The sequence below is a fragment of the Aerococcus vaginalis genome (assembly GCF_053762225.1).
Genome location: NZ_JBSMYC010000001.1, coordinates 325,480 through 349,990, shown reverse-complemented (window position 1 = coordinate 349,990; position 24,511 = coordinate 325,480). Strand labels below are relative to the sequence as shown.

The window sequence follows — 24,511 nt, the reverse complement described above, 5'->3', positions numbered from 1 at the left end:
AATTTCTCTCGTATTTAATAAGCGAGAGGAGTTGTCTTTTTTGGAAACATTACATGATACGAGATGTTGGTTAATTTATTTATATGAGAGCGGATTGTTTACGCCAAAACAATTATATCAATTCTTGGAAGAACTTAAGTATACAGACTTAGTGCAAGCCGTTCATCATTTATTGGTGCGCACAAAACGGGAAGAGCTCTTTTATCGCTGGCAAGCGAAATATCCGAGACATCATTTTGAGGAATTATATCGCCTTAAACGCATCTACCCGTTAACGGTATTAGACGATGACTATCCCAAACGATTATTGGAGATTTATCAAGCACCACCCGTTTTATTTGTGCAAGGACATAAAGAGTGGTTACCTCTGCCATCACTCGCAGTGGTAGGGTGTCGGGAATGTACAGCTTATGGTAAGCCTTGCATTACGAAACTCATTCCAAAGCTTTCCAGACAATTGCCGATTGTGAGTGGGCTAGCGCGTGGTATTGATAGTCATGCACATCGTGCAGCCATTCACGCGGAGGGGAGAACTATAGCAGTGATTGGTACAGGACTCGCTAAAACGTATCCGAGTGAACATCGATCATTACAAGCGTATATCGCAGCAAATCACTGTCTGATCAGTCCGCTTCCTTACTACGCGGGCGTTAGGCGCTATCATTTTCCGTTTCGTAACCAAGTGATTGCGGGAATTTCAGTTGCGACATTGGTTATTGAAGCAAAACTACAGAGTGGCAGTTTGATTACCGCGAATTACGCTCTGCAATACAATCGGGAAGTGATGGCTGTTCCAGGTCGTTTGACAGATCTATATTCTGAGGGATGTAATGCATTAATTCAGGCAGGTGCTGCGACTATTAATCAGCCAGAAGACATCCTTCAGACACTAGAAAATCTTATTTTGAATTAGATGGTGACTGGGATGATAGTTGACAACTCAGTAAAAATAACCTAATATTTCCATCGTTTACATCAGTGCAACAACAATTTATGCTGAGAGGAAGTGTCAGCTATGGCAAAGAATTTAGTCATCGTGGAATCACCGACTAAAGCAAAGACCATCAGTAAATATCTCGGACGCTCATACAAAGTGATGGCTTCAAAAGGCCATCTGAGGGACTTACCGAAGAGTCGTATGGGTATTGCGATTGAAGATAATTATGAACCGGAATACATCACGATTCGTGGTAAAGGTCCAGTGATTAAAGAAATAAAAAAAGAAGCTAAAAAAGCAGATCATGTGTATCTCGCATCTGACCCGGATCGCGAAGGTGAAGCAATTGCTTATCATTTAGCTTACATTTTAGGGTTAGATCCTAATGATCCCATCCGTGTGACTTATAATGAGGTAACTAAAGACGCGGTTAAGGATGCGATTAAACACCCACGTGCAGTTAATCAACAGCTAGTGGATGCACAGCAAGCACGTCGTATTCTGGATCGACTTGTCGGTTATAATTTATCTCCAATGTTATGGAAGAAAGTCAAACGTGGCTTATCTGCTGGTCGTGTGCAATCTGTGACGCTCAAGATGATTATTGACCGTGAGAAAGAAATTAGAAATTTCAAACCGGAAGAATACTGGACGATTGATGGGAAATTCAAAAAAGGACGCCAACAATTTGAAGCAAATGCCTTACGCTTTAAAGGCAAGAAGTTGGATCTTAAAAATGAAAAACAGACGAATGAAGTACTAGATGCTTTAGATTCGGATGAATTTACGATTTCTAAGGTAGATGCTAGTGAACGCCGTCGTTACCCACAGAAGCCATTTACTACTTCTTCACTGCAACAAGAAGCGTCTAAGCACTTACGCTTCCGTACTGGAAAGACGATGATGATTGCACAGCAGTTGTACGAAGGGATTAAAATCAAATCTGGTTCATCTCAAGGGTTAATCACATACATGCGTACGGACTCTACACGTATCTCACAAGGTGCAGCTGAACAAGCAGCAGCAGTGATTACTGAGCAGTATGGTAAACAATATCTCGGTAGTCAAAAACAAGCGAAGGGTAAGCAGGGCATGCAGGATGCACATGAGGCCATTCGACCAACTGATCCCTCACGCTTGCCAAAAGATATCGAACAGTATCTGACAAAAGATCAATTTAAATTATACGCATTGATCTGGTCACGATTCATGGCTAGTCAAATGGCACCGGCAGTTTTCGATACGGTGAAAGCAGATATTGAGCAGAACGATGTGGTTTTCCGTGCAAACGGTTCAAAAATTAAATTTGATGGCTTCTTAAAGGTTTATTCCTACTCTAAGGATAAAGATAATATCTTACCTGAGCTTGAAGTCGGCGATACGGTAAAAAGTGTCAAAATTGACCCGAAACAACACTTTACCAATCCGCCAGCTCGCTATACGGAAGCCTCACTCATTAAAGCGTTAGAAGAATTGGGCGTTGGTCGTCCTTCGACTTACTCACCAACTGTTGAGACGTTACTGAAACGTTACTACGTGCGTTTAGAAGCGCGTCGTTTTGAACCAACAGATTTAGGAATGATTGTTAATGATTTGATTTCTGAATACTTCCCAGAGATTGTTGATCCTAAATTCACTGCAGAGATGGAGGATCAATTAGATAAAATCGAATCTACGGATGTTAAGTGGCAAGAAATCATTGATCGTTATTATCAACCATTTTCTAAAGAAGTTCAAAAAGCAGAAGAAAATATCGAGAAAGTCGAAATCAAAGATGAACCTGCTGGTTTCGACTGCGATGTGTGCGGTCATCCGATGGTGATTAAAGTTGGGCGTTACGGTAAATTCTACGCATGTAGTAATTTCCCTGATTGCCGTAATACGAAGCCGTTCGTTAAGGAAATTGGTGTGACTTGTCCAAAATGTGGAAAAGGACAGGTTGTTGAGCGTAAATCAAAGAAGAATCGTCTATTCTACGGTTGTGATCGTTATCCTGACTGTGATTTCATCAGTTGGGACAAACCTGTTGGTCGTAATTGTCCGAAATGTGAACACTTCCTCGTCGAGAAGAAAAAACGCGGTAGTAAACAAGTGATTTGTCCAAATGGCGATTACGAAGAAGCTGTACAGCGTGGAGATGACTAAAGGAGAAGAAGGAGTCGCTAGTTTAGCGATTTCTTTTTTATTTGTACGATAGTGTCATAATTGTACAGTTTTTAGTGTATAATGAGTCTTTTTTGAACAATTGGATGATAGTTAATTGTTCAGACATTTGATTGCTTATTATTATTTCCTGTGATAAAGTAGGTTTGTGGAGGAAGAAGAATGATATGTTAGAGGCTTATCATCGCTTTGAGAGTTACTTGAGAGACGAGAAACATTATAGCGAACAGACGATTATCGCTTATATGGCCGATCTCAAGCACTTTGGACAATTTATGGATAATGCAGGAATTTTATCATTTAATGATGTGACTTATCGAGATATTCGTCTGTATCTCGGAGAGCTTTATGAGAAACAGCTGTCTCGACACAGTATCGGTCGTCATTTGAGTAGTTTGCGTACTGCTTTTCAGTACTTTATGGATCAGCGGATGATTACTGATAATCCGTTTATCTATGTTAAGACAGCAAAAGCGGGTACACAATTACCGAGTTTCTTTTATGAGAGCGAGTTGCAGCCCATTTTTGATAGTTTTACCGAGCGTACACCGTTAGCTTTGAGAGATCGTGCGCTGTTTGAGTTTATGTATGCAACAGGTGCGCGTGTGAGTGAGTGTACAGGTTTAACACTTTCGGCGTTAGATATGACAACTGGTATTGTGTCTCTACACGGTAAAGGCAATAAGGATCGATATGTCCCGTTTGGCTCCTTTTGTCAGGATGCATTACACGACTATTTGGAAAACGGACGTCGTGAACTGACACAAGATGAGGAAGAACAACATGTCTTTCTTAATTATCGTGGTGAGCCATTGACGAGTCAGGGTATATCCTATATTCTGAATCAGATTATTAAGCGAAGTGCATCGAACTTATCGATTCATCCACATAAATTGCGTCATAGTTTTGCGACGCATTTATTGGATCATGGCGCAGATATTCGCACAGTCCAGGAATTGCTTGGACACAGTAGCTTATCAACCACGCAAATTTACACACATATTTCGAATGAATCGTTGCGGAAGAGCTATTTAGATGCTTTTCCGCGCGCTAAAAGACAGTAAATACAAGAATCGCAGCAGATAGAGAACGGAGTGAACGTATGGCAAACACGGAAGCATTGTTAGCAAAAATCCGACGTATTAACGAAGTGATTCGTGATGATAGTGTCAAAAATATTGAATTAGAAAAAGATTTTCCTTTCCAAAATTTAGTGTCATTTTTTGGTGAAATCATTGATTCTAATGTTTATTTGATTTCAGCAAAAGGACGCGTACTCGGCCACTATTCAGCATACTTATCATTGAATAGTGAACGTACGGAGGAAATGATCGAAGCAAGACAACTCGCCCCAGAGTATATCGATGGTCTGAGACACCTTGATGAAACAGAATCCAATATTGCGATTGACGATGATCGTACAGTCATTGCATTAGAAAAACGTGGAGAATCTCAGGGGATTACGACGATTATTCCGATCTACGGCGAAGATAAGAAGTTAGGCTATCTTTTGTTTGCACGTCCGGAACCAGAATTTACTACTGAAGACCTTATTCTAGCTGAATATGTTGGTACAGTATTAGCACTTGAAATGCAATTCTTGAACCAACAGATTGAAGAAAAAGCTGAGCACCAACAAAAATTAGTGGCCTCAGCTGTTCAATCGTTGAGTTTCTCTGAAATTGTAGCGTTACAAGCAATCTTCCGTCACGGCGACCAACCAAAATTCCGTATCACTGCTTCACGTATTGCTGAAGAAGAACAGATTACACGTTCTGTAATTGTTAACGCATTGCGTAAAATGGAATCTGCTGGGGTTCTCGTTTCTCATTCATTAGGTATGAAAGGAACATTCATCGATGCCTTGAATGAAGATAACTTTGCTGAAATTAAAAAGCAATTGAATAACTTCTAGTACGAATCGGTTCTACACCTAGAATGGAGGGGATAATGTTTATCTCCTCTTTTTTTGTGAGAAGACGCGGGATTCAGTACCGTTGATGATGCGTTTCAAATTATCCTTATGGCGAATGATAATTAACACCGTGATGACATAGACGATTACTCTAAAGATTAATGATGTTCCTGGGATAAAAGTTGCCATCAAGCTTGCGGCAATCAACGCAATAACGCTTGCCAGTGAAACCATTCGGCTCAAAAAGAGCACAACGAAAAATACACTAATCGCAGCAATTGCAAATAGTGGCGCGTAAGCGAAAGCGGCACCAAAACTTGTTGCAACGGCTTTGCCACCTTTAAATTTCAAGAAGAAAGAGAAGGTGTGTCCAAAAATTGCCGCAATCCCGAAAATCAATGGATTCCATGTGAAGATCGACAGTAGCTGTGCAATCCAAATAGCCAAACTACCTTTCATCATATCTAAAAAGAACACGAGAAAACCGCCAGCAGGACCGTAAACACGAAACGCATTGGTTGTACCGATATTACCGGATCCATAATCTCTCAGATCCTTGTGGTAAAATTTCTTACCGACAATCACACCGAAAGGAATGGAACCCATTAAATATGAAAAAATTACAAAAACAATATTTAGTAAAAATTGTGTCATGTGATAATAACCACCTTTAGTCATAATTCTGATAGTAGTATACCGTACTTCACAGAATTTAAGGAAAAATAATTGAGATTTTGCATTATGCGAATGAATTATTGTAGTATGTCAGAGAAACTATTCAAAGAGAGGAACAGCGAACAGTATGGTTCAACAATCGAATACGGAACAATATAACGAGAATTCGATTCAAATACTTGAAGGTTTAGATGCGGTGAAGAAACGTCCGGGAATGTACATCGGTTCAACCGATTCCCGTGGATTGCATCACCTTGTTTATGAAATCGTCGACAACTCTGTGGATGAGGCGCTTGCCGGTTATTGTGATCATATTAGTGTCACAATTGATAAAGACGGTGCGTGTATCGTTCAGGATAATGGTCGCGGGATGCCAATCGGGAAACATGCTACAGGACGTCCAACGGTTGAAGTCATCTTAACGGTACTTCATGCGGGTGGTAAATTCACAGAAAATGCCTATAAGACGTCTGGGGGGTTACACGGGGTTGGTTCCAGCGTTGTTAATGCGTTATCTAAAGAATTAGAAGTCGATGTCGTCCGTGATCATCAGCGTTACCAGCAAAGATTTGTGAATGGTGGCGAGCCTCAAAAACCGAAACATGCCAAAGTGAAAACCAATAAGACGGGAACCACCATTCGTTTCATTCCGGATGATAATGTTTTTGGCAATGCAAAATTTAATTCCGAATTGTTGATTGAACATTTACGTGAAGAAGCATTCTTGATCAAAGGATTGACCATTGATTTTAAAGACGAACGTGTTGAACCGATGATTGAAGAATCTTTCCATTATGACGAGGGGATTGTCGCTTTCGTTAAATACTTGAATGAGAATAAAGAAAGCTTGCACGAACCTTTATACTTCAGTGACAAAGATGAAGCGACAGGCATTGAAATGGAGACCTCTATTCAATATAACGATGGTTATTCTGAAACCATTCTATCCTTCGTCAATAATGTGCGTACACCGGATGGAGGGACGCATGAAACAGGATTGAAGACGGGAATTACCAAGGTGTTCAATGAATACGCCAGAAAGGTTAATCTGATTAAACCAAAAGAAAAGAACCTAGAAGGTAGCGATGTCCGTGAAGGTTTCACTGCTATTCTATCTTTGCGTATTCCTGAAGAAATCCTCCAATTTGAAGGCCAGGTTAAAGGAAAACTCGGAACGAAAGAGGCACGTTTTGCGGTTGAAAATCTGATTACCGAGCAATTAACGATTTACTTTACCGAAAATGGTGAAATGGCTCAGTCGCTCGTTCGCAAGTCATTACGTGCAAGAAAAGCGCGTGAAGCCGCACGTTTAGCGCGTGAACAGTCTCGTAAAGGGAAAAAAGGGCAGAAGCGAGATGTCCTATTATCGGGTAAATTAACGCCAGCTCAAGGCAAAAATGCTTCGCGTAATGAACTTTTCCTTGTCGAAGGAGACTCAGCCGGAGGATCAGCTAAACAGGGACGTGATCGTCGCTTCCAAGCAATTTTGCCGCTTCGAGGTAAAGTGCTCAATACAGAAAAAGCTGGGATTGAGGATATCCTAAAAAATGAAGAATTAAGTACGATTATCTATACGATCGGTGCAGGTGTTGGTGCTGACTTTAATCTAGAAGATGCCAATTACGATAAAATCATCATCATGACCGATGCGGATACGGACGGAGCACATATTCAGGTGCTATTATTAACATTCTTCTATCGTTACATGCGTCCGCTTGTCGAAGACGGTCGTGTCTATATTGCGATGCCACCTCTCTATAAAGTCAGCAGTAGTCGCGGTAAGAAAGCACGGACAACTTATGCGTGGACAGACGAAGAATTAAAAGAAGTTACTCAAAATGCAAACAAAGGGTACACATTGCAGCGATACAAAGGTCTCGGTGAAATGAACGCCGATCAGTTATGGGAAACGACAATGGATCCAGAAAATCGCACATTAATACGTGTGCAAGTTTCTGATCAGGCATTAACCGAAAACCGCGTGTCAGTATTAATGGGGAATAAAGTGGAACCACGTCGCGATTGGATTGAATCACATGTCCAATTTACGATGGATGAATCCGATAACTTGCTTGAAAAATCGGACGATGCCCAACTGACACAGACAGAAATACAAGCATCATTATGGGATGAGGGTGAATAGCTGTTGGCTACTGATATTCAAGAACTTAATTTAGAAGAAATTATGGGGGATCGTTTTGGACGATACTCCAAGTACATCATTCAAGATCGCGCGTTACCTGACATTCGCGATGGGTTAAAGCCTGTACAGCGTCGTATCCTATATGCGATGTTTATGGACAATAATACGGCTGAACGGCCATTTCGAAAATCAGCCAAAACAGTTGGTAATGTCATTGGTAATTACCATCCGCATGGCGATAGCTCGGTATACGATGCTATGATTCGTATGAGTCAATCGTGGAAGAATCGTGAACCGTTAATCGATATGCACGGAAACAATGGATCGTTAGACGGCGATCCAGCAGCCGCAATGCGTTATACGGAAGCGCGCTTGAGTCCTATCGCGATCGAATTATTGAACGATCTTAACAAAAAGACAGTCGATACCATTCTAAACTTCGATGATACCGAAGAAGAACCAACCGTATTACCATCTGCATTTCCTAATTTACTCGTTAATGGGGCACAGGGAATTTCAGCAGGTTATGCGACCGAAATTCCAACGCATAATCTGGGTGAGGTCATTGATGCGGTAATCTATTTAATTGATCATCCAACCGCAAAAGTCAGCACACTAATGAACTATTTACCAGGCCCCGATTTCCCAACTGGTGGTATCGTCCAAGGCAAAAAAGGTTTGGAAAAGGCCTATAAGACAGGTAAAGGACGTATTGTCATTCGCGCGCGTCATGAAGTAGAGAAATTACGTGGTGGTCGCGAACAGATTGTGATTACTGAAATTCCTTTTGCTGTTAATAAAGCTGAATTAGTACGCGAGATGGATCAATTGCGTTTGAATCGATCGATTGAAGGTGTTGCAGAAGTTCGTGATGAAACGGATCGTAACGGTTTGCGTATTGTGATTGAATTGAAGCGAAATGCGAATAAATCACAAATCATGCAGTACTATTACAAACATTCGAACCTTCAAATTAACTATCATTTCAACATGGTAGCGATCAATCATCGCCGCCCAGAGCAGGTTGGCTTAGTACCGATGCTATCTTCTTTTATTGAACATCGACGCGAAGTGGTTATTCGTCGTACGCGCTATGATTTAGATAAAGCCAAACATCGCTTGCACATTGTTGATGGGTTGATTCAGGCGATCTCAGCGTTAGATGAAGTAATTCGTATTATTCGTGCTAGCAATAATAAAAAGCAGGCAAAAGAGAATTTGATCGATGCTTTCCAATTCACAGAGATTCAAGCGGAAGCAATTGTGTCATTACAGTTGTATCGTTTAACCAATACAGATATTCAATCCTTGCAGGAAGAAAAGGAAACGTTGACACAGACGATCGCAGACTATGAAGCGTTGTTATCTGATGCCAAAATTCTTGAAAAACAGATCAAGAAAGAGTTACGTGATGTGAAGAAAAAATACGCCTCTGATCGTCTGACAACTATCGAAGATGAAATTCAGGAAATTAATATCAAGAAAGAGTTCTTAATTCCTGATGAGACAGTCTACGCAGCTGTAACAACGAATGGCTATATCAAACGTGTTAGTCAGCGCAGTTACATTTCATCTAACTTTGAGGATTTTGGTTTGCGTGAAGGCGACCACGTTCTGTATCTTTCAGAGCATTCCACGCTTGATAATCTGGTAATGGTCACTAATCGCGGAAATTATATCTTCCAACCTGTCTATGAAATCAATGATCTTAGATGGAAAGATCTCGGGGAACATATTTCACAGCGAATTAGTCTAGAGGATGACGAAAAGATTATTGCAGTATTTCCAGTCGAAAAAGATACTAAGGATGAGTTGCTATTAGCATCTAAAGCGGGACAAATTAAACGCTCCGCACTGAGTGAATGTCATGCTTTCAAAGGCTACAAACATAAGACTGCGCAGATCATGAAGCTTAGTGGCAGTCGCGATGAGCTCGTCGGCGTCTCTCGCGTGAAAGCAACGGATATGGACACTGAGGCAGAAGTATTATTGATTACACGATTTGGCTTTGCGTTGCGCTACACAATTGAAGAAATCAATACACTCGGTCTTAAAGCAAAAGGGGTTAAAGCAATTAACCTTAAAGACAAAGACTACGTCGTTGCGGCGTTGTATAATCCAAAACCATCTAGCAATGATCAGTGGTTGTTAATGACGCAACGCGGTAATATGAAGCGTATGCGTTGGGAAGAAGTGTCATTGTTGAAACGCGCAAAACGTGGATTAGTGGTACTCAAAGAACTGAAGGGTAGACCTCATCGTGTGACTAACGCATATCCTGTTGAACGTCTCGATCAGAATTATGAATTATACGGTGCGAACGGAGATCTCAAGATTATTCAATCACGTGATGTCCCAATCAATGAACGCTATAGTAATGGTAGCTCGATTATTGATGAGGAAAGTTTTGGTGAATTAATCGCTGTCACACCGTTGTTTAATCAGCCGGAAGATAAAAAATAACACATGTGATTACTACACGACTTAGTGTTGAATTGTGCTATACTTTGAGTAAATACGTAGAGAGAAGGAGATTATATGAGTAAAATTTTAGTCTTTGGTCATCAAAATCCAGATACAGATGCGATTACATGTTCAATTACTTATAGCCATTTATTGAATGAATTAGGAGAAACCGCTGAACCAGTTGCTTTGGGTGAAGTTAACAAGGAAACCGCGTATGCACTGAAGCAATTCGGCTTCGAAGCACCTCGTGTGATTGAAAAAGCGGGTGACGAAACAGATACGGTGGCATTGGTAGACCATAATGAGTTCCAACAGTCTGTAAGTGATATTAAAGATTTAACCATTCATTCTGTTGTTGATCACCACCGTATCGCTAATTTTGAAACGGCGCAACCTCTTTACTTTACCGCAAAGCCTTTAGGTTGCTGCCAGAGTGTTACCTACGGATTGTATGAACAATACAATGTTGAAGTAACACCAGAGATCGCTGGTTTAATGTTGTCAGGTTTAATTTCTGACTCATTGCTATTCTCATCACCAACGTGCACAGAATATGATAAAGAACTCGGTAAGAAATTAGCTGAGATTGCTGGCGTTGATAGTGAAGCTTACGGTACAGAAATGCTTAAAGCTGGCGCAAGCGTTGATGACAAGAGTGCGGAAATGATCGCAGAAGGTGACGCGAAATCCTTTACAATGGGTGACTACCAGATGCGTATTGGCCAGGTGAACGTTGTTGACGTTAATGATGTATTGGCACGCAAACAGGAAATGGTTGACGAGATGACATCACTATCTGCGGCTAATGGCTACGATGGTTTCTTGCTCATTGTGACTAACATCTTAACGAATGATTCAGAAGGATTGTTTGTCGGTAACGAAGCTATTATCCCTGGATTGGAAGAAGCTTTCGGTATAACCGTTTCTGATCAACAATTACCATTAAAGGGTGTTGTATCTCGTAAGAAACAGGTAGTACCACCATTAACAGACGCTTTAGCTAAATAATCAATAGGAAGCCAAACAGTACTGGATCAGTGCTGTTTTTTAATATGCAAATAAATTTATTTGACAAACGACTCAGTGAGGTCTATTTTTAATTGAGATCAATTCAAAAGTAAAGAAGGAAAACTTTATGACAAAAATTATTGAAATTCAGGACCTTCATAAATCATATGGTGAGATCGAAGCTGTCAAAGGTATTAATTTGCATGTCAATGCGGGAGATCTTTATGCGTTTCTCGGTCCGAATGGTGCCGGTAAAAGTACGACGATCGACATGATTTGTACATTCCTAACCCCAGATAGTGGACGTATTACTGTAAATGGACATGAAGTTGGTAAAGAGGATGCAGCAATTCGAGAGACAATTGGTGTCGTCTTCCAAGGAAGTGTCTTGGACGCTGAGCTAACCGTTGAGGAAAATCTATTATTGCGAGGACAACTCTATGGTTTAAGTAAACAGACATTAAAACATGCCGTTCAACAAGCGTTAGAACGCACACAGTCGAGTGAATTCAAAGACCAAAAATATGGACAACTTTCCGGTGGTCAACGACGTCGTGCAGATATTGCGCGGGCTTTAATTCATGATCCAAAAATTCTTTTCTTAGATGAACCAACGACAGGCTTAGATCCTAAAGCGCGTCAGATGGTTTGGCAGACAATTATGCAAATGAAAGCTGAGCAGGGGATGACAATTTTCTTAACGACACATTATATGGAAGAGGCTGCCAATGCTGACTTTATTACTATTATGGATCATGGTGCAATCATTGCTGATGGTACGCCGACAGCATTAAAAGACCAGTACGCGAAGAATGTGCTAAAACTATCTGGTAATTATCTGACAAAAATCACGCAACAGCTTGAAGCATTGGGTGTTCCATACGATATGCAAGTGGATCAGATTATCGTGAAATTGGATTATACAAAGGACGCGTTAAGTGTACTCGATCGGGTGCGTCAATATATCACCAGTTTTGAAGTAGTTAAAGGGTCGATGGATGATGTATTCCTGGAAATTACGGGAAGGGAGTTGAACTAATATGTGGTCATTAACTAAAAGACATTTAAAATTATTTTTTAGAGATAAATCAGCAGTATTCTTTTCAATTTTATCGAGTTTACTAATGATTGGTATTTATTTCCTGTTTTTAGGAGATAATCTCACTTCACAGTTCAGCGGACTCTCAGATGCGCGCGATATTATGGATAATTGGTTAATTGCTGGATTGCTGGCCATTACATCTCTTACTACGTCATTAAGCGTGTTCGGTATTAAAATTGACGATAATTTGAATGGAATTAACAAAGATTTTTATTCTGCGCCAGTATCAAAGACAGCTATTGCGGGTTCATATATCGCCAGTGCCTTTTTAATTAGTTTGATCATCACAGCGATTACTTTTATGCTCGGGGAAATTTTTGTTTTCTTCCGCGGAGGCGTCGTGATGAACTTCAAAGAACTGTTACTCGTTTTCATTATTGTTTTAATTGCTGACTTTACCAACTCTGCGTTGATGTTCTTTATTACTTCACTATTCGAAAGTCATGCAGCATTTGCAGCGGCATCGAGTACGATTGGAATGTTGATTGGTTTTGTTACGGGGATCTATATTCCGATCGGCTTCCTACCGAATTGGGTACAGTGGTTGATCAAATTATTCCCAACCTCACATGCAGCATCGCTATTGCGTCAGATTATGATGACGCGACCGATTGAAGAGAATCTTGGGACTACCGCTTCGCCAATTGTCGATCGTCTCTCAGAAACAATGGGGATGACATATCATTTTGGTGAGTATACGGTGTCTAATATCGTCAGTATTCTCACTTTGATTATTGTAGGAATGATTTGCTATGGACTTGGTGTTTGGAGTCTTAGCCGTAAACAAAAGAATTAATTGATTATTAAACAGTTGCCAGAGAATAAATTGGCAACTGTTTTTTTTATAAACGAAACACGAGCATTTTCAGTAAGTAAGCGTTATTATAATTAATAAGGGTTAGCACTCTATAAAAAGAAATGCTAATTTACCCTTGACTAATTTTGACTTACGCACTATACTTACTTTTAGTTAGTGATTAAGATTGCTTAACGCAATGAACAAGGAGGTTCATATAATGATTAAAACAGTATTAGTTAATGGTGCGAGTGGGGTACTCGGTTCACAGATTGCCTTACAAACAGCCGTTAGTGGTTTTGATGTCATTGTTTACGGTCGTTCAGATGGCAGTATCGAACGTGCTAAAACAAAGATGGAAAGTTACATTCCACGTTACAAAGATGAATCAAACGTTAGTCACGACGAAAAAGATGTTCAAAAAGCTTATGAAGAAAATGTCACTTTCTCAACAGATTTAGAAAAATCTGCTAAGGAAGCTGATTTGATTATTGAAGCTATCTTAGAAAAAGAAGAAGCAAAGAAAGATTTCTTTAAACAGTTATCTGAAATTGATATTCCAGAAGAAACAATCTTTGCAACAAATACATCTTCATTGCGTCCATCTAACTTCATGGAAGCAACGGGACGTACGGATCGTTTCTTAGCACTTCATTTCCAGAATGAAATTTGGAAACGTAACATTGCTGAAGTTATGGGAACATCCGAAACGAGTGATGATGTTGTGAAGACAATTGAACAGTTCGCTAAAGATATTGAAATGGATCCGATTGTTATGAAGAAAGAACAACCTGGATATATTAACAATACCGTATTTATTCCATTCGTTAATGAGAGTTTACGTCTCTTCGGTACTGGCGAAGCTACACCGTTCGACATTGACCGTGCATGGCTGAAAGCAACTGACAATCCGCAAAGTCCAGCACCGTTCTCCGCTATCGATATTGTTGGTTTTGGTACGCCACCAGCAATCGCAGAAGAGCTGGTCGAGAAAGACCCTTCACTTTCCGATGAAGATCGTCAAGGCTTAACTTATGCTGCGCGTTTCCTAAGAGATTCTATTCAATTGGGTCGCGGGGGTAAAGTTCAAGGTGAAGGTTTCTATCACTATGGTGACAATAAACCTGAGTTCTTGGATGATGACTTCTTGAAGGATTATCCAGACATCTCAATTGAAGATTACGGAACAGAGACTGGCGATGAAGATAAGGATAAAGCGATTTACCTCTTCACACGTGTTTCTACTGCTTTGATTTCTGGTGCATTAGAGCTTTACGCTATTGATGCAGCTGACGTTGAAGATATTGATAAAGTTTGGCGTTCTTCTTCACAATCAGACTTAGGTCCATTCGACTTAATCAAGAAGATTGGTGCGGATAAAGTCTACGACGTTCTAAGCAAATCATTCGCCGACATCAAAGACGATCCACAGAAAGAATTACACGATAAGATGCTTTATGCATTGAAAGAAAATAAGTTTTAGTTCAATAAATCTTCACTTTTAGCGCAAGTAGCATACAAGTAGCATATTAGATAAAAAGTTAATGAATTGAACTGAGGGAGGTTCATGCAATGATTAAAACAGTTTTAGTTAATGGTGCCAGTGGGGTACTAGGTTCACAGATCGCATTGCAGACAGCCGTTAGTGGGTTTGATGTTATTGTCTATGGCCGTTCTGATGGGAGTATCGAACGTGCCAAAGCGAAAATGGAGAGTTACATTCCACGCTACAAAGAGGAATCTAACGTCGATCATGATGATGAAGACGTTAAGAAAGCCTATGACGAAAATGTAACGTTCTCAACAGATTTAGAAGAAGCTGCAAAGCGTGCCGATTTAATTATCGAAGCAATCATGGAGAAGCAATCCGTAAAAGAAGCTTTCTTCAAGCAGTTATCTGAAATTGATATTCCAGAAGAAACGATCTTTGCGACAAATACATCATCCTTGCGACCATCTGATTTTATGGAGGCTACCGGACGCCCAGATCGATTCTTAGCATTGCATTTCCAGAATGAAATCTGGAACCATAATGTTGCAGAAGTTATGGCAACGTCTAAGACAAGCGATGACGTCGTAAAAACAGTGACTCAATTTGCAAAAGACATTGAGATGTATGCTGTGGTCATGAAGAAAGAACAGCCAGGGTATGTCATTAATACCTTGTTCATTCCGTTCCTCGAAGTCAGCTTGAATCTCTTTGGTCAAGGCAAAGCGCAGCCATTCGATATTGACCGTGCATGGATGAAGACCACTGGGACTTCTCATGGCCCATTCGCTTCGGTAGATACCGCAGGGTTTGGTACACCGGCACAAGTCATGCAAGCACGTATCGATAACAATCCGTCATTGACTGATGAACATCGCAAAGGCTCAGAGTACGTTATTCGTTTCTTGAATGACAACGTGAAATTGGGTCGTGCTGGTAAAGTTGCTGGTGAAGGCTTCTACCATTACAACGATACAACACCAGAATTCTTGAAGGGAGATTTCTTGGCTGATACGCCAGATATCTCTATTGAAGACTATGGTACGAAGACCGGCGACGAAGATAAGGATAAAGCAATTGCGCTTTACACGATTGTTGCTAGCAGTATCATCTACGGTGGATTAGAATTATTCGTTAAAGACGCTGCTGAGTTTGAAGATATTGATCGTGTATGGGAGATTGCCTTCGAAGTAGAATTCGGACCATTTAAGTTATTGAAACAGATTGGTACGGATAAGGTATACAAGGTATTAAGTCAATACTTCAACAGCATCAACAATGATCCAGAGAAGGAATTGCACGATAATATCCTTAAAGCATTAAAAGAAAACAACTTCTAGTAAACAATAATACATTGTTTTATTAGACAAAATTTTGGAAAATTAATTCCCGCATTTCCAAGTATGCACAACAATTTCAACTATCACTACCAATAACATGTAAATGTGTGCTCATCATTCATTAAGTGGCCGCCAAACGAAATTGGCGGCCACTTTTTCTTTATCTTTAAATAAATTAACAGTATAATCGTTTATTGGTATGTAAAAAAAAAAATCAATTTAAAGGAGCGAGAATCGTTGCAGCGTCGTCATATTTATCTCGGTTTAGTTCCGAGAATCATATTAGGAATTGTTATTGGTATTTTGATTGGACAATTGCCATTTATTAATGAGCCGATCATGCGCGGGTTGGTCACCTTATCTACAATGTTCAGCACGTTCTTAAGCTTTATTATCCCACTGATGATTATTGGTTTTGTTGTTAAGGGGATTGCTGAGCTGGCAGAAGGCGCCGGAAAGTTGCTTGGGTTAACTGCCATCATCTCTTATCTTTCTGGAACGCTTGCAGGGCTGTTTGCCTTCGTCGTCGTAACTAATTTGTTTCCCTATTTCATTACCCCAGAGGTTCAACAAAAAATTGTCGGTGTAGGAGAGGGTGTCGAGCCATTCTTTACGCTACCACTCGAACCGATGTTAGACGTTACTGCCGCGCTGGTATTCTCATTTATTATGGGACTCGGTATTTCTGTTTTTCGACGTAACAATCGCGGTAACGTTCTCTTTGAAGCGTTTGATGACTTTGGGAGTATTATTGTCAAAGTACTAGATACTATTATCGTACCATTGATGCCGTTCTATATTGGCATAAACTTTGCGAGCATGAGCTACAGTGGCACTGTATTCACCATTCTATCCGTATTCTGGAAAGTACTTTTAATCGGTATCTTGTTACAAACCCTCTATATTGGGGGTTTATTCATTGTTATGGGATTGTATGCTGGTAAGAATCCTTTTGTTCTAATGAAAAATCAAATTCCAGGGTATTTGGTTTCGCTCGGGACACAATCTTCAGCCGCTGCAATTCCTACTAATTTAGAGTGTGCCAGAAAAAATGGGGGATCAGAAATGATTCGTCAATTCGTTATTCCGTTATGTTCAACAATTCATCTTTCTGGTAGCATCATTACCATAACGACGAATGCTACTGCTGTTTTACTGTTATTTAACATTCCGGTAGATAACAAGGTCATGCTGGCGTTCGTATTTACATTAGGTATGGTAATGGTAGCTGCACCTGGTGCACCAGGTGGGGCAATTATGTCAGCTTTACCATTCTTGCCGATGGTGGGAATTACGACTGACGCCATGCAGCAGCTCATGATTTCATTACATATTGCGCAAGACAGCTTTGGTACAGCCGCCAATGTTTCCGGTGATAATGCAATCGCTGTGGCGGTCGACCGTGTATATGAGAAATACATCAAACCTAAAGAAAACCAAACGAAAGCTACAACCGTAGAAGAATAATTTTACTTAAAAAGCCTATCAGACATCGTAATTTGATATCTGATAGGCTTTTTCTTATAGTATGTATTCATTTTTAATCTTCCAAAGCATACTTTAGCCATTTGCTAGTCAATGTATTTGCATTGAGCATATCTTGAGGTCGACCTTCAAAAACGATTTGTCCACCATTTTTACCACCTTCAGGGCCCATTTCAACCACCCAATCACTGGCAACCAAGAAATCAAGATTATGTTCAATTAGAATGACAGTATTGCCTCTACCGACAAGACGATTGAATAGCTTCAATAAGTGATCGTTATCTTGCGGATGTAAACCACGCGAAGGTTCATCAAGAATATAAATTTCACCTTGATGTTGTAATTCGCTCGCCAATTTCAATCGCTGTAACTCACCACCGGATAAAGTACTAGTGGACTGACCGAGTGTTAAATAGGAGAGTCCAACATCATCTAATGCCTGAACTTTACGAACAATTTTATCTTGTTTGAAATAGTCTAAGCTATCTTCAACAGTGAGCTCAAGCATCTCAACAATATTCTTACCCTGGAAAGTATAAGAGAGCGCTTCGTCAGAGAAACGCGTGCCATGACACGCTTCACAGACCAATGTGACGGGATCTGCAAAGGCGGTATCTGGTTCAATATAACCTTTACCACCACAGACAGGACAAGCACCTTTAGAGTTAAAGCTGAAAAGGCCTGGTTCTTGATTATTCGCTTTAGCAAATTGCTTACGGATATCATCCATAATCCCCATGTAAGTTGCTAGAGTAGAGCGAGTAGAGATTCCTATACTTTTTTGACTCACAACAATCGCTTCTGGGTGTTGCTTAGCAAATTCGTCGATCATCAAAGAACTTTTTCCAGAGCCAGAAACGCCAGAAACCGTCATTAATACGTTCTTAGGAATATCCAGCGTGACATCTTTCAAGTTATGACTATTCGCATGTTCAATTGTAAAGTGATCAGTAATTTCGCGTGTATCTTCTTTCAGTTGACGGATTTCTTGTAATGCTTTTCCAGTAGGGGTATCACTTAAATGTGCTGCATCCCCTTGATAAATCACTTCACCACCGCGACTCCCAGCTTCTGGTCCCATTTCAACAATTTGATCGGCTTGTTTTATGATTTCTGTGTTATGTTCAACAGCAATCACGGTATTGTGCTGTTCTTTCAGTTTCATCAAAATATCTACTAATTGCGAAATCTCTTCAGGATGTAAACCAACACTCGGTTCGTCAAGAATATAGGTTTGATTATTTAAATTTGAGCCCAACTGACTAGCAATTTTTAATCGTTGTGCTTCACCACCGGAGAGTGTAGCTATTTTACGATCGAGTGTGAGATATCCGAGACGCATATTGATAATTTGTTCAATAATTGGGAGTGCTTGTTCAACGAGTGATACCCCGAACGGTTCATCAATTTGCTTCATTACATCGAGTAGATCAGTGAGTTCCATTTGATAGAAATCAGCGATGTTATATCCTAAAATTTTTGATTTGAGCACTTCAGGATTTAATCCTGTTCCTTGACATACAGGGCAGAGAGTGACTTTGCTCATCGATTTGACATCATCCTGATTGACCTCTTTAAGTTTAGAGATATCACGTTTGATGTATAGACGTTCAAAACGTGGGACTAAGCCGTCCCATTTACTCTGATGATCACCATTTTTAGTTTTAAATGGCATAATCACTTCTTTACCGTCAGGATCGCCATATAAGAATAATTCGCGTTTGTCTTTTGGCCAATCTTTAATTGGTGTATCAGGGTCAAATAAATCGCCAGTAATCATCCAACGACCTTGCCAACCAGCAGGAGAGAGCGGCTTAAATTGTACCGCATAATCTTTTAAACTCTTATTGAAATCCACGAGTTTATCGAGATCGGGTTCGATAACTTCACCATTTCCGTAACACCGCTTACATTTTCCAAACGAACTATTTGAAGAAAAATCAATTGCTTCACCGACATGCGGTTTACCAATTCGTGAAAAAATTAACCGAATCAATGGTCCGAGTTCCATATAACTCGCCACGTTTGATTGTTGATTTCCTTGAATCTGGCGTTGTTTAATCACAATCGCTGATGTTAAATTCTTCATTAAATCAGCTTCCAAATCAGCTTCCGGACGCTCATGTAGTTCCATATGACGTCTAAGATATTGTGAGTAATTTTTCTCCATCTGTCGTTGACTCTCAGCAGCTAGAATATCAAAGACTACGGAGCTTTTTCCGGAGCCAGATAATCCAGCAAATGCAATAATCTGTTCCTTAGGCAACGTCAGATCAATATTCTTTAAATTATTTTCGCGTAGGCCACGCAGAATAATTTCATCTGTCATTATCTAAAACCTTTCGTTTTGTTGTAAAACTGTTTTATCTTATTTATGGTATGACAGCCAAGAGAGGAGTGTCAAAAACGAGCTATTTAGTGGAATATTATTACTATTTTTTCTATTCAATTACTTTCAATAATGTATATTATGTAAACTAAAAGAAATGAAAAATGTAAGCAATCATTAAGCCTATAAATTCCTAGTATTTTTGTCCTCCAACCGCCCTCATTTGATTAATTACACTGATCAGCAATCATCGCTAACTTTTGGATATGTCTTTTGATGATGTTTTATCTTATTCTTCATCTAAATATATAAATAGCTATATCTGATATCACTATTTAAGCCATATCAATAAGTTTGCGCTGCATTTATACTTATCTTTAATTGCTGTTCATTAAATTAATATATTTTAACCAATAATATCTATATCGATATCATTTCATAGCTATAACGACTGTATATGCACCAATAACATCATACAGTGTCACTGTTGCGGCTATTTCCCGTAGTTTATAAGCTAAAACCTTGAGACAACCTCTTATTACTTATCGTGAACCTTTTTTATTACTTAAAGATTAAATTGGGTTCTATAGGTACAAAAAGTTGCATCTTTGCTAGCGCTAACTTACTATAAAGGATAAGGATTTAATATAAGAAGTTACAGTCGATATTTAGAAAGGATGATTAAATGAATATCCTCATGTTTATACTGGCAATAGGTCTAGCACTATTGGCTGGTAAGCTCATTCAGCAATTAAACCTTCCAGCGCTGTTAGGATGGTTGATTGCCGGCGTTATTGTTGGTCCAAATGTATTAAATATTCTCTCGGAATCAACAATGGACGCGAATTGGTATGGCATTTTAGAGACCATTGGACAGATGATCGTCGGTGTCATGATCGGTTCGAACCTAGAATGGAAGAAAATCAAAAAAGTTGGTGGCCAAATACTACAATTATCACTTTGGCATATCGCCATGATTTTCATTGTGGTAACTGCAGGATTCAGTGTTGTAGCAGTTATTAAAGGTGTGCCGTTGATCATGGCAGCAGCGTTTGGTTTGGTTGCTTTTGCCGTTGCGCCAGCACCAGTACTATCTATGATCAATGAGTACGAGACAGATGGGCCATTGACGCAAGCGACCATTCCAGCCAGTGTGATGAATACGACTTTGGGTGCGGTAATATTCTTCTCAATTACCTCAATCGTACAATCCGCATTCTCTGGTTCTGATGAGTCTATCTTGTTGACATTAGGACTAAAGTTAATTGTGCCGATTTTTGCAGGATTCCTTATCGGTTTCTTACTCGCAAAAACGACACCACACGCAATGAACAGTCGATTAGAGACCGTGATCTTTACGATCGTATTAATCGTGTACGGTGCGGTACTCATGTTCTTGGATCATAATGTTTATCCTGATCCAACGACCAACTTTATTATGGCGGGTGCAGGTTTTGCTGCAGGTTTCATTAACTTTACTGAAGATGAGCAGCAGGAGGATATCGGCGACTACTTCGATGACATTCAGACGCTAGGATTAGCCGTAGTTATTGTTTCACTCGCCGCCCCACTCGATCCAAGTTTATTGTTGACAGCAGGTATCTGGGCAGTCGTTTATGTTGTCTTGCGCTTTATTGGTTCTTGGCTCGGTGGTTTCATTGGTGGTAAAGCTGTGAAAGCCGATGAAAATGTTCAAAAATATGTTGGTATCACACTCACCCCACATTCTGGTATTTCACTCGTTCACAGTGGTGTGGCAGCAGAAGCGCTAAGTGCTGTTGTACCAGAATATGCCGTGTTGCTACGAACAATTATTCCTGCTGCTGCATTGATTAACGAAATTATTGCGATCCTTATTTCTAAGAAAGCATATGATTGGACTGGCGAAACGTCTGGTCATACGGACCAAGAAGATGACTTTATCGGTGCAAGCAGTTCGTACCACCGCGAATCACGCGCGACACGTGTGTACCAAAACAAACGTCACCCACATAGTCAACCTGTTCACTTTAAGAAACAACCATTCCAAACGAGCCCTGACGATGATTAATCTATAATAGTCATGAGAGGAAGGATATTATGACGAACAAGAATCCAAATATTGTATTAGTTTTTGCAGATGATTTAGGTATTGGTGATGTTTCTGCCTTTAATCCAGAAGCGCAATTCAAAACACCGAACATTGATAAGTTAGCAGAACGCGGTATGAAATTTACCGATTCTCACGCAACTTCCGCATTATGTACACCATCTCGTTACGGTTTATTGACCGGACGTTACAACTGGCGTTCCCGTCTGAAAAGTATCGTAGCTCCTGGTGATGCTCTGACGCTTATCGAAAAAGATCGTCGTACCCTTGCGCAACTACTCAAAGATAATGGCTACAATACAGCAGCTGTTGGTAAGTGGCATTTAGGTCTAGAATGGGAACTCACTGGTAATAGAGATTATGAAGCGTATGGTTTGGATCGTGAATCTAATGAAGCTAAAGCTGCAAAACTTCAAAAAGGTCGCGAATACTTTGGTAACTCTACTGGTGAATCTGCGGTTCGTGGGTTAGATATCGACTTTACAAAACCTATTCAATTTGGTCCAAATGAATATGGTTTTGACTATTTCTATGGAACACCAGCCTCCCTCGATCAAGGGCCATTCGTCATTATTGAAAATAACAAAGTATTAAGTACACCTGCTAATGTCATGGGAAATGCGAATATTTCGCGTGTGAAATCGGATACGATACGTTCAGTAGAAATGGCAGTAGCTGCACCAGAATTCAGTCCATATCATATTCCAGATATCATGCAGGATAAAACGATGGAAGTATTAGAAGATTTATCTGAAAAAGACGATCCGTTCTTCCTCTACTACCCTAACCACTTAGTACATGGCCCAATTATCCCACAGGAACGTTTCCGCGGTAAATCAGGTATTGGTGATTACGGTGACTTCGTATTGCAGTTGGATAGCTATGTCGGAGAGATGATTGATTTCTTGGATGAAAAAGGCATCTTTGATAATACGATCTTCATCTTTACGTCAGACAACGGCGTCAGCTCAATCATTGGACTCGATGAGTTGAAAGAAAAAGGTCATGATTCTAGCGCCGGTTATCGTGGACACAAGATGGAAATTTGGGAAGGTGGACACCGTGAACCAACCATCGTCTCCTACCCAGAGATGATTGATGCAGGCTCAACATCCAATCACATGGTATCGCACGCCGATTTCTATGCAACGATTGCTGAAATGTTAGGTGAAACTTATGGCGATGATGTCGCAGAGGATAGCTACTCTAACTATGCATTATGGCAAGGTAAGGATGAACCGGTTCGCCAAGATATTGTCTACTCCAGCGGTAACGGTGGCTTCTCCATTCGTCGCGATTTTTGGAAACTGATCCTAGTGACAGATGGTGGTGTCAATCGTGGCTATGAGCGTACACGTGAGTCTTATGAAGATACCTTTAAGCCAACTGAGTTATACGACTTGCGAGATGATATTAGCGAAACAAATAATATCATTGATGAACATCCTGACGTTGTCAAAGAACTGATGACGTCCTTGGGTGACTACATTAAAAATGGTCGTTCGACAGAAGGTACGAAGCAAGATAATGCACCGGATGAACCGACAGGCGATTGGGAACAGATCGTCTGGATGGATGGTTACGACGAGTATATTAAAGAATTGAATCAAAAGACAGACAAGTAATAAAAGCGAGTGAATGACATGACGAATGAAATGATTGCCCTACCTGGTGGAACATTCATGATGGGGACAGATAGCACTGTTGGCTTTGAAGCAGATCGTGAAAATCCGAGATTGCAGGTTACCGTGGAGCCTTTTGCGATTTCAAAATATACGATTACTAATGAAGAATTTTTACAGTTTTTCTTAGATACGGGTTATATCACAGATGCAGAACGCTTCGGTAGCTCAAATGTGTTTCACCTACTGTTAGATGAAGAAACGAAGCAAAATCTGACACCGATTAGTGAAGACTCCCCCTGGTGGTATGAAGTACCAGAAGCCAATTGGCGTAAACCTGAAGGTCCACATTCTGATATCTCTGATCGTATGGATCATCCAGTGATTCATGTCTCTTGGAATGATGCGAATGCCTATGCTGCCTGGGCTGGCAAACGTCTTCCAACTGAAGCGGAATGGGAATTTGCCGCACGTGGTGGTAAGGAGAACCTCACTTTTCCATGGGGCAATGAATTGGAACAGGATGGCAAATTTATGGCTAACACCTTCCAAGGAAAATTCCCCAATTACAATGCTGAATCAGACGGCTTCTTAGGGACTGCGCCTGTCCATCACTTCGAACCGAATGACTATGGTTTATATCAAGTGATTGGAAATGTATGGGAATGGTGTTTAAATCCAGGACGTATCCCATTGGAAACTTTCCAGCAGAAGAGTCGTGATGATTTTATTCGCGAAAATCATCAGTATAGTGAGGATTTATATGCGCTTAAAGGTGGCTCGTTCCTCTGTCATTGTTCCTACTGCCAGCGCTATCGTATCGCTGGACGAAATTCAAATACTGCGCTCTCCTCAACAAGCAACACCGGTTTTCGTGTGGTAGAGAGTTTATAGAATCAAAGTCAAAACACTTCTGAGTTATCAGAAGTGTTTTTTATTGAAAAAATTAATT

At 40.2% G+C, this 24,511-nt stretch carries 17 protein-coding genes; 15 read left to right on the top strand and 2 right to left on the bottom strand.

Annotated elements, in window-relative coordinates; all coding sequences use genetic code 11:
* The first annotated feature begins 40 nt into the window (after positions 1 to 40).
* The 4 genes from dprA (at position 41) to ACWOEX_RS01625 (ending at position 5,015) form a co-directional block, all read left to right on the top strand.
* On the top strand, positions 41 to 913 hold the full coding sequence (gene dprA, locus ACWOEX_RS01640) for a DNA-processing protein DprA (protein ID WP_455297518.1): 873 nt from the start codon (positions 41 to 43) through the stop codon (positions 911 to 913).
* A gap of 102 nt (positions 914 to 1,015) precedes the next feature.
* Positions 1,016 to 3,082, top strand: coding sequence for a type I DNA topoisomerase (gene topA / locus ACWOEX_RS01635; RefSeq protein ID WP_455297517.1), 2,067 nt, complete (start codon positions 1,016 to 1,018; stop codon positions 3,080 to 3,082).
* A 185-nt stretch (positions 3,083 to 3,267) separates the two neighbouring features.
* Positions 3,268 to 4,164: a tyrosine recombinase XerC gene (xerC, locus tag ACWOEX_RS01630; protein ID WP_455297516.1), complete on the top strand. Its 897-nt coding sequence runs from the start codon at positions 3,268 to 3,270 to the stop codon at positions 4,162 to 4,164.
* Positions 4,165 to 4,202: 38 nt separating this feature from the next.
* Positions 4,203 to 5,015 (top strand): GTP-sensing pleiotropic transcriptional regulator CodY, encoded by an 813-nt coding sequence (locus tag ACWOEX_RS01625; RefSeq protein WP_455297515.1) that lies wholly within the window; start codon positions 4,203 to 4,205, stop codon positions 5,013 to 5,015.
* A gap of 39 nt (positions 5,016 to 5,054) precedes the next feature.
* Here the strand turns inward: ACWOEX_RS01625 and plsY are convergent, their stop codons facing one another.
* A complete protein-coding gene (gene plsY / locus ACWOEX_RS01620; protein ID WP_455297514.1) occupies positions 5,055 to 5,669 on the bottom strand; it encodes a glycerol-3-phosphate 1-O-acyltransferase PlsY in 615 nt (204 codons plus the stop codon).
* 148 nt (positions 5,670 to 5,817) lie between these two features.
* Between plsY and parE the strand changes: the two genes are divergently transcribed.
* From parE to ACWOEX_RS01580, 8 genes are all read left to right on the top strand, one after another.
* On the top strand, positions 5,818 to 7,833 hold the full coding sequence (parE, locus tag ACWOEX_RS01615) for a DNA topoisomerase IV subunit B (protein WP_455297513.1): 2,016 nt from the start codon (positions 5,818 to 5,820) through the stop codon (positions 7,831 to 7,833).
* A 3-nt stretch (positions 7,834 to 7,836) separates the two neighbouring features.
* On the top strand, positions 7,837 to 10,296 hold the full coding sequence (gene parC / locus ACWOEX_RS01610) for a DNA topoisomerase IV subunit A (protein WP_455297512.1): 2,460 nt from the start codon (positions 7,837 to 7,839) through the stop codon (positions 10,294 to 10,296).
* A 75-nt stretch (positions 10,297 to 10,371) separates the two neighbouring features.
* A complete protein-coding gene (locus ACWOEX_RS01605; protein ID WP_455297511.1) occupies positions 10,372 to 11,307 on the top strand; it encodes a manganese-dependent inorganic pyrophosphatase in 936 nt (311 codons plus the stop codon).
* A 127-nt stretch (positions 11,308 to 11,434) separates the two neighbouring features.
* Positions 11,435 to 12,346: an ABC transporter ATP-binding protein gene (locus ACWOEX_RS01600; RefSeq protein WP_455297510.1), complete on the top strand. Its 912-nt coding sequence runs from the start codon at positions 11,435 to 11,437 to the stop codon at positions 12,344 to 12,346.
* Between the two features lies 1 nt (position 12,347).
* Positions 12,348 to 13,205, top strand: a complete 858-nt coding sequence (locus tag ACWOEX_RS01595) for an ABC transporter permease (RefSeq protein ID WP_455297509.1) — start codon at positions 12,348 to 12,350, stop codon at positions 13,203 to 13,205.
* Between the two features lie 220 nt (positions 13,206 to 13,425).
* Positions 13,426 to 14,688, top strand: a complete 1,263-nt coding sequence (locus ACWOEX_RS01590; protein WP_455297508.1) for a 3-hydroxyacyl-CoA dehydrogenase NAD-binding domain-containing protein — start codon at positions 13,426 to 13,428, stop codon at positions 14,686 to 14,688.
* Positions 14,689 to 14,777: 89 nt separating this feature from the next.
* Positions 14,778 to 16,034, top strand: coding sequence for a 3-hydroxyacyl-CoA dehydrogenase (locus tag ACWOEX_RS01585; protein ID WP_455297507.1), 1,257 nt, complete (start codon positions 14,778 to 14,780; stop codon positions 16,032 to 16,034).
* 237 nt (positions 16,035 to 16,271) lie between these two features.
* Positions 16,272 to 17,501, top strand: a complete 1,230-nt coding sequence (locus ACWOEX_RS01580) for a dicarboxylate/amino acid:cation symporter (RefSeq protein WP_455297506.1) — start codon at positions 16,272 to 16,274, stop codon at positions 17,499 to 17,501.
* A gap of 73 nt (positions 17,502 to 17,574) precedes the next feature.
* Here the strand turns inward: ACWOEX_RS01580 and ACWOEX_RS01575 are convergent, their stop codons facing one another.
* Positions 17,575 to 19,848 carry an ATP-binding cassette domain-containing protein gene (locus ACWOEX_RS01575; protein ID WP_455297505.1) on the bottom strand — a complete coding sequence of 758 codons (2,274 nt, stop codon included), beginning with the start codon at positions 19,846 to 19,848 and terminating at the stop codon, positions 17,575 to 17,577.
* 685 nt (positions 19,849 to 20,533) lie between these two features.
* Between ACWOEX_RS01575 and ACWOEX_RS01570 the strand changes: the two genes are divergently transcribed.
* The 3 genes from ACWOEX_RS01570 to ACWOEX_RS01560 are packed head-to-tail and all read left to right on the top strand — an operon-like array spanning position 20,534 to position 24,453.
* Positions 20,534 to 21,898: a cation:proton antiporter gene (locus ACWOEX_RS01570; RefSeq protein WP_455297504.1), complete on the top strand. Its 1,365-nt coding sequence runs from the start codon at positions 20,534 to 20,536 to the stop codon at positions 21,896 to 21,898.
* 29 nt (positions 21,899 to 21,927) lie between these two features.
* Positions 21,928 to 23,562 (top strand): sulfatase family protein, encoded by a 1,635-nt coding sequence (locus ACWOEX_RS01565; protein WP_455297503.1) that lies wholly within the window; start codon positions 21,928 to 21,930, stop codon positions 23,560 to 23,562.
* Positions 23,563 to 23,592: 30 nt separating this feature from the next.
* Positions 23,593 to 24,453, top strand: coding sequence for a formylglycine-generating enzyme family protein (locus ACWOEX_RS01560; RefSeq protein ID WP_455297649.1), 861 nt, complete (start codon positions 23,593 to 23,595; stop codon positions 24,451 to 24,453).
* Positions 24,454 to 24,511 lie beyond the last annotated feature (58 nt).

Excerpts from the sequence above, each read along its gene's own strand:
- topA (WP_455297517.1), top strand. The coding sequence starts at position 1,016 with ATGGCAAAGAATTTAGTCATCGTGGAATCACCGACTAAAGCAAAGACC.
- xerC (WP_455297516.1), top strand. The coding sequence starts at position 3,268 with ATGTTAGAGGCTTATCATCGCTTTGAGAGTTACTTGAGAGACGAGAAA.
- ACWOEX_RS01625 (WP_455297515.1), top strand. The coding sequence starts at position 4,203 with ATGGCAAACACGGAAGCATTGTTAGCAAAAATCCGACGTATTAACGAA.
- plsY (WP_455297514.1), bottom strand. The coding sequence starts at position 5,669 with ATGACACAATTTTTACTAAATATTGTTTTTGTAATTTTTTCATATTTA.
- parE (WP_455297513.1), top strand. The coding sequence starts at position 5,818 with ATGGTTCAACAATCGAATACGGAACAATATAACGAGAATTCGATTCAA.
- ACWOEX_RS01605 (WP_455297511.1), top strand. The coding sequence starts at position 10,372 with ATGAGTAAAATTTTAGTCTTTGGTCATCAAAATCCAGATACAGATGCG.
- ACWOEX_RS01600 (WP_455297510.1), top strand. The coding sequence starts at position 11,435 with ATGACAAAAATTATTGAAATTCAGGACCTTCATAAATCATATGGTGAG.
- ACWOEX_RS01595 (WP_455297509.1), top strand. The coding sequence starts at position 12,348 with ATGTGGTCATTAACTAAAAGACATTTAAAATTATTTTTTAGAGATAAA.
- ACWOEX_RS01590 (WP_455297508.1), top strand. The coding sequence starts at position 13,426 with ATGATTAAAACAGTATTAGTTAATGGTGCGAGTGGGGTACTCGGTTCA.
- ACWOEX_RS01585 (WP_455297507.1), top strand. The coding sequence starts at position 14,778 with ATGATTAAAACAGTTTTAGTTAATGGTGCCAGTGGGGTACTAGGTTCA.
- ACWOEX_RS01575 (WP_455297505.1), bottom strand. The coding sequence starts at position 19,848 with ATGACAGATGAAATTATTCTGCGTGGCCTACGCGAAAATAATTTAAAG.
- ACWOEX_RS01570 (WP_455297504.1), top strand. The coding sequence starts at position 20,534 with ATGAATATCCTCATGTTTATACTGGCAATAGGTCTAGCACTATTGGCT.
- ACWOEX_RS01565 (WP_455297503.1), top strand. The coding sequence starts at position 21,928 with ATGACGAACAAGAATCCAAATATTGTATTAGTTTTTGCAGATGATTTA.
- ACWOEX_RS01560 (WP_455297649.1), top strand. The coding sequence starts at position 23,593 with ATGATTGCCCTACCTGGTGGAACATTCATGATGGGGACAGATAGCACT.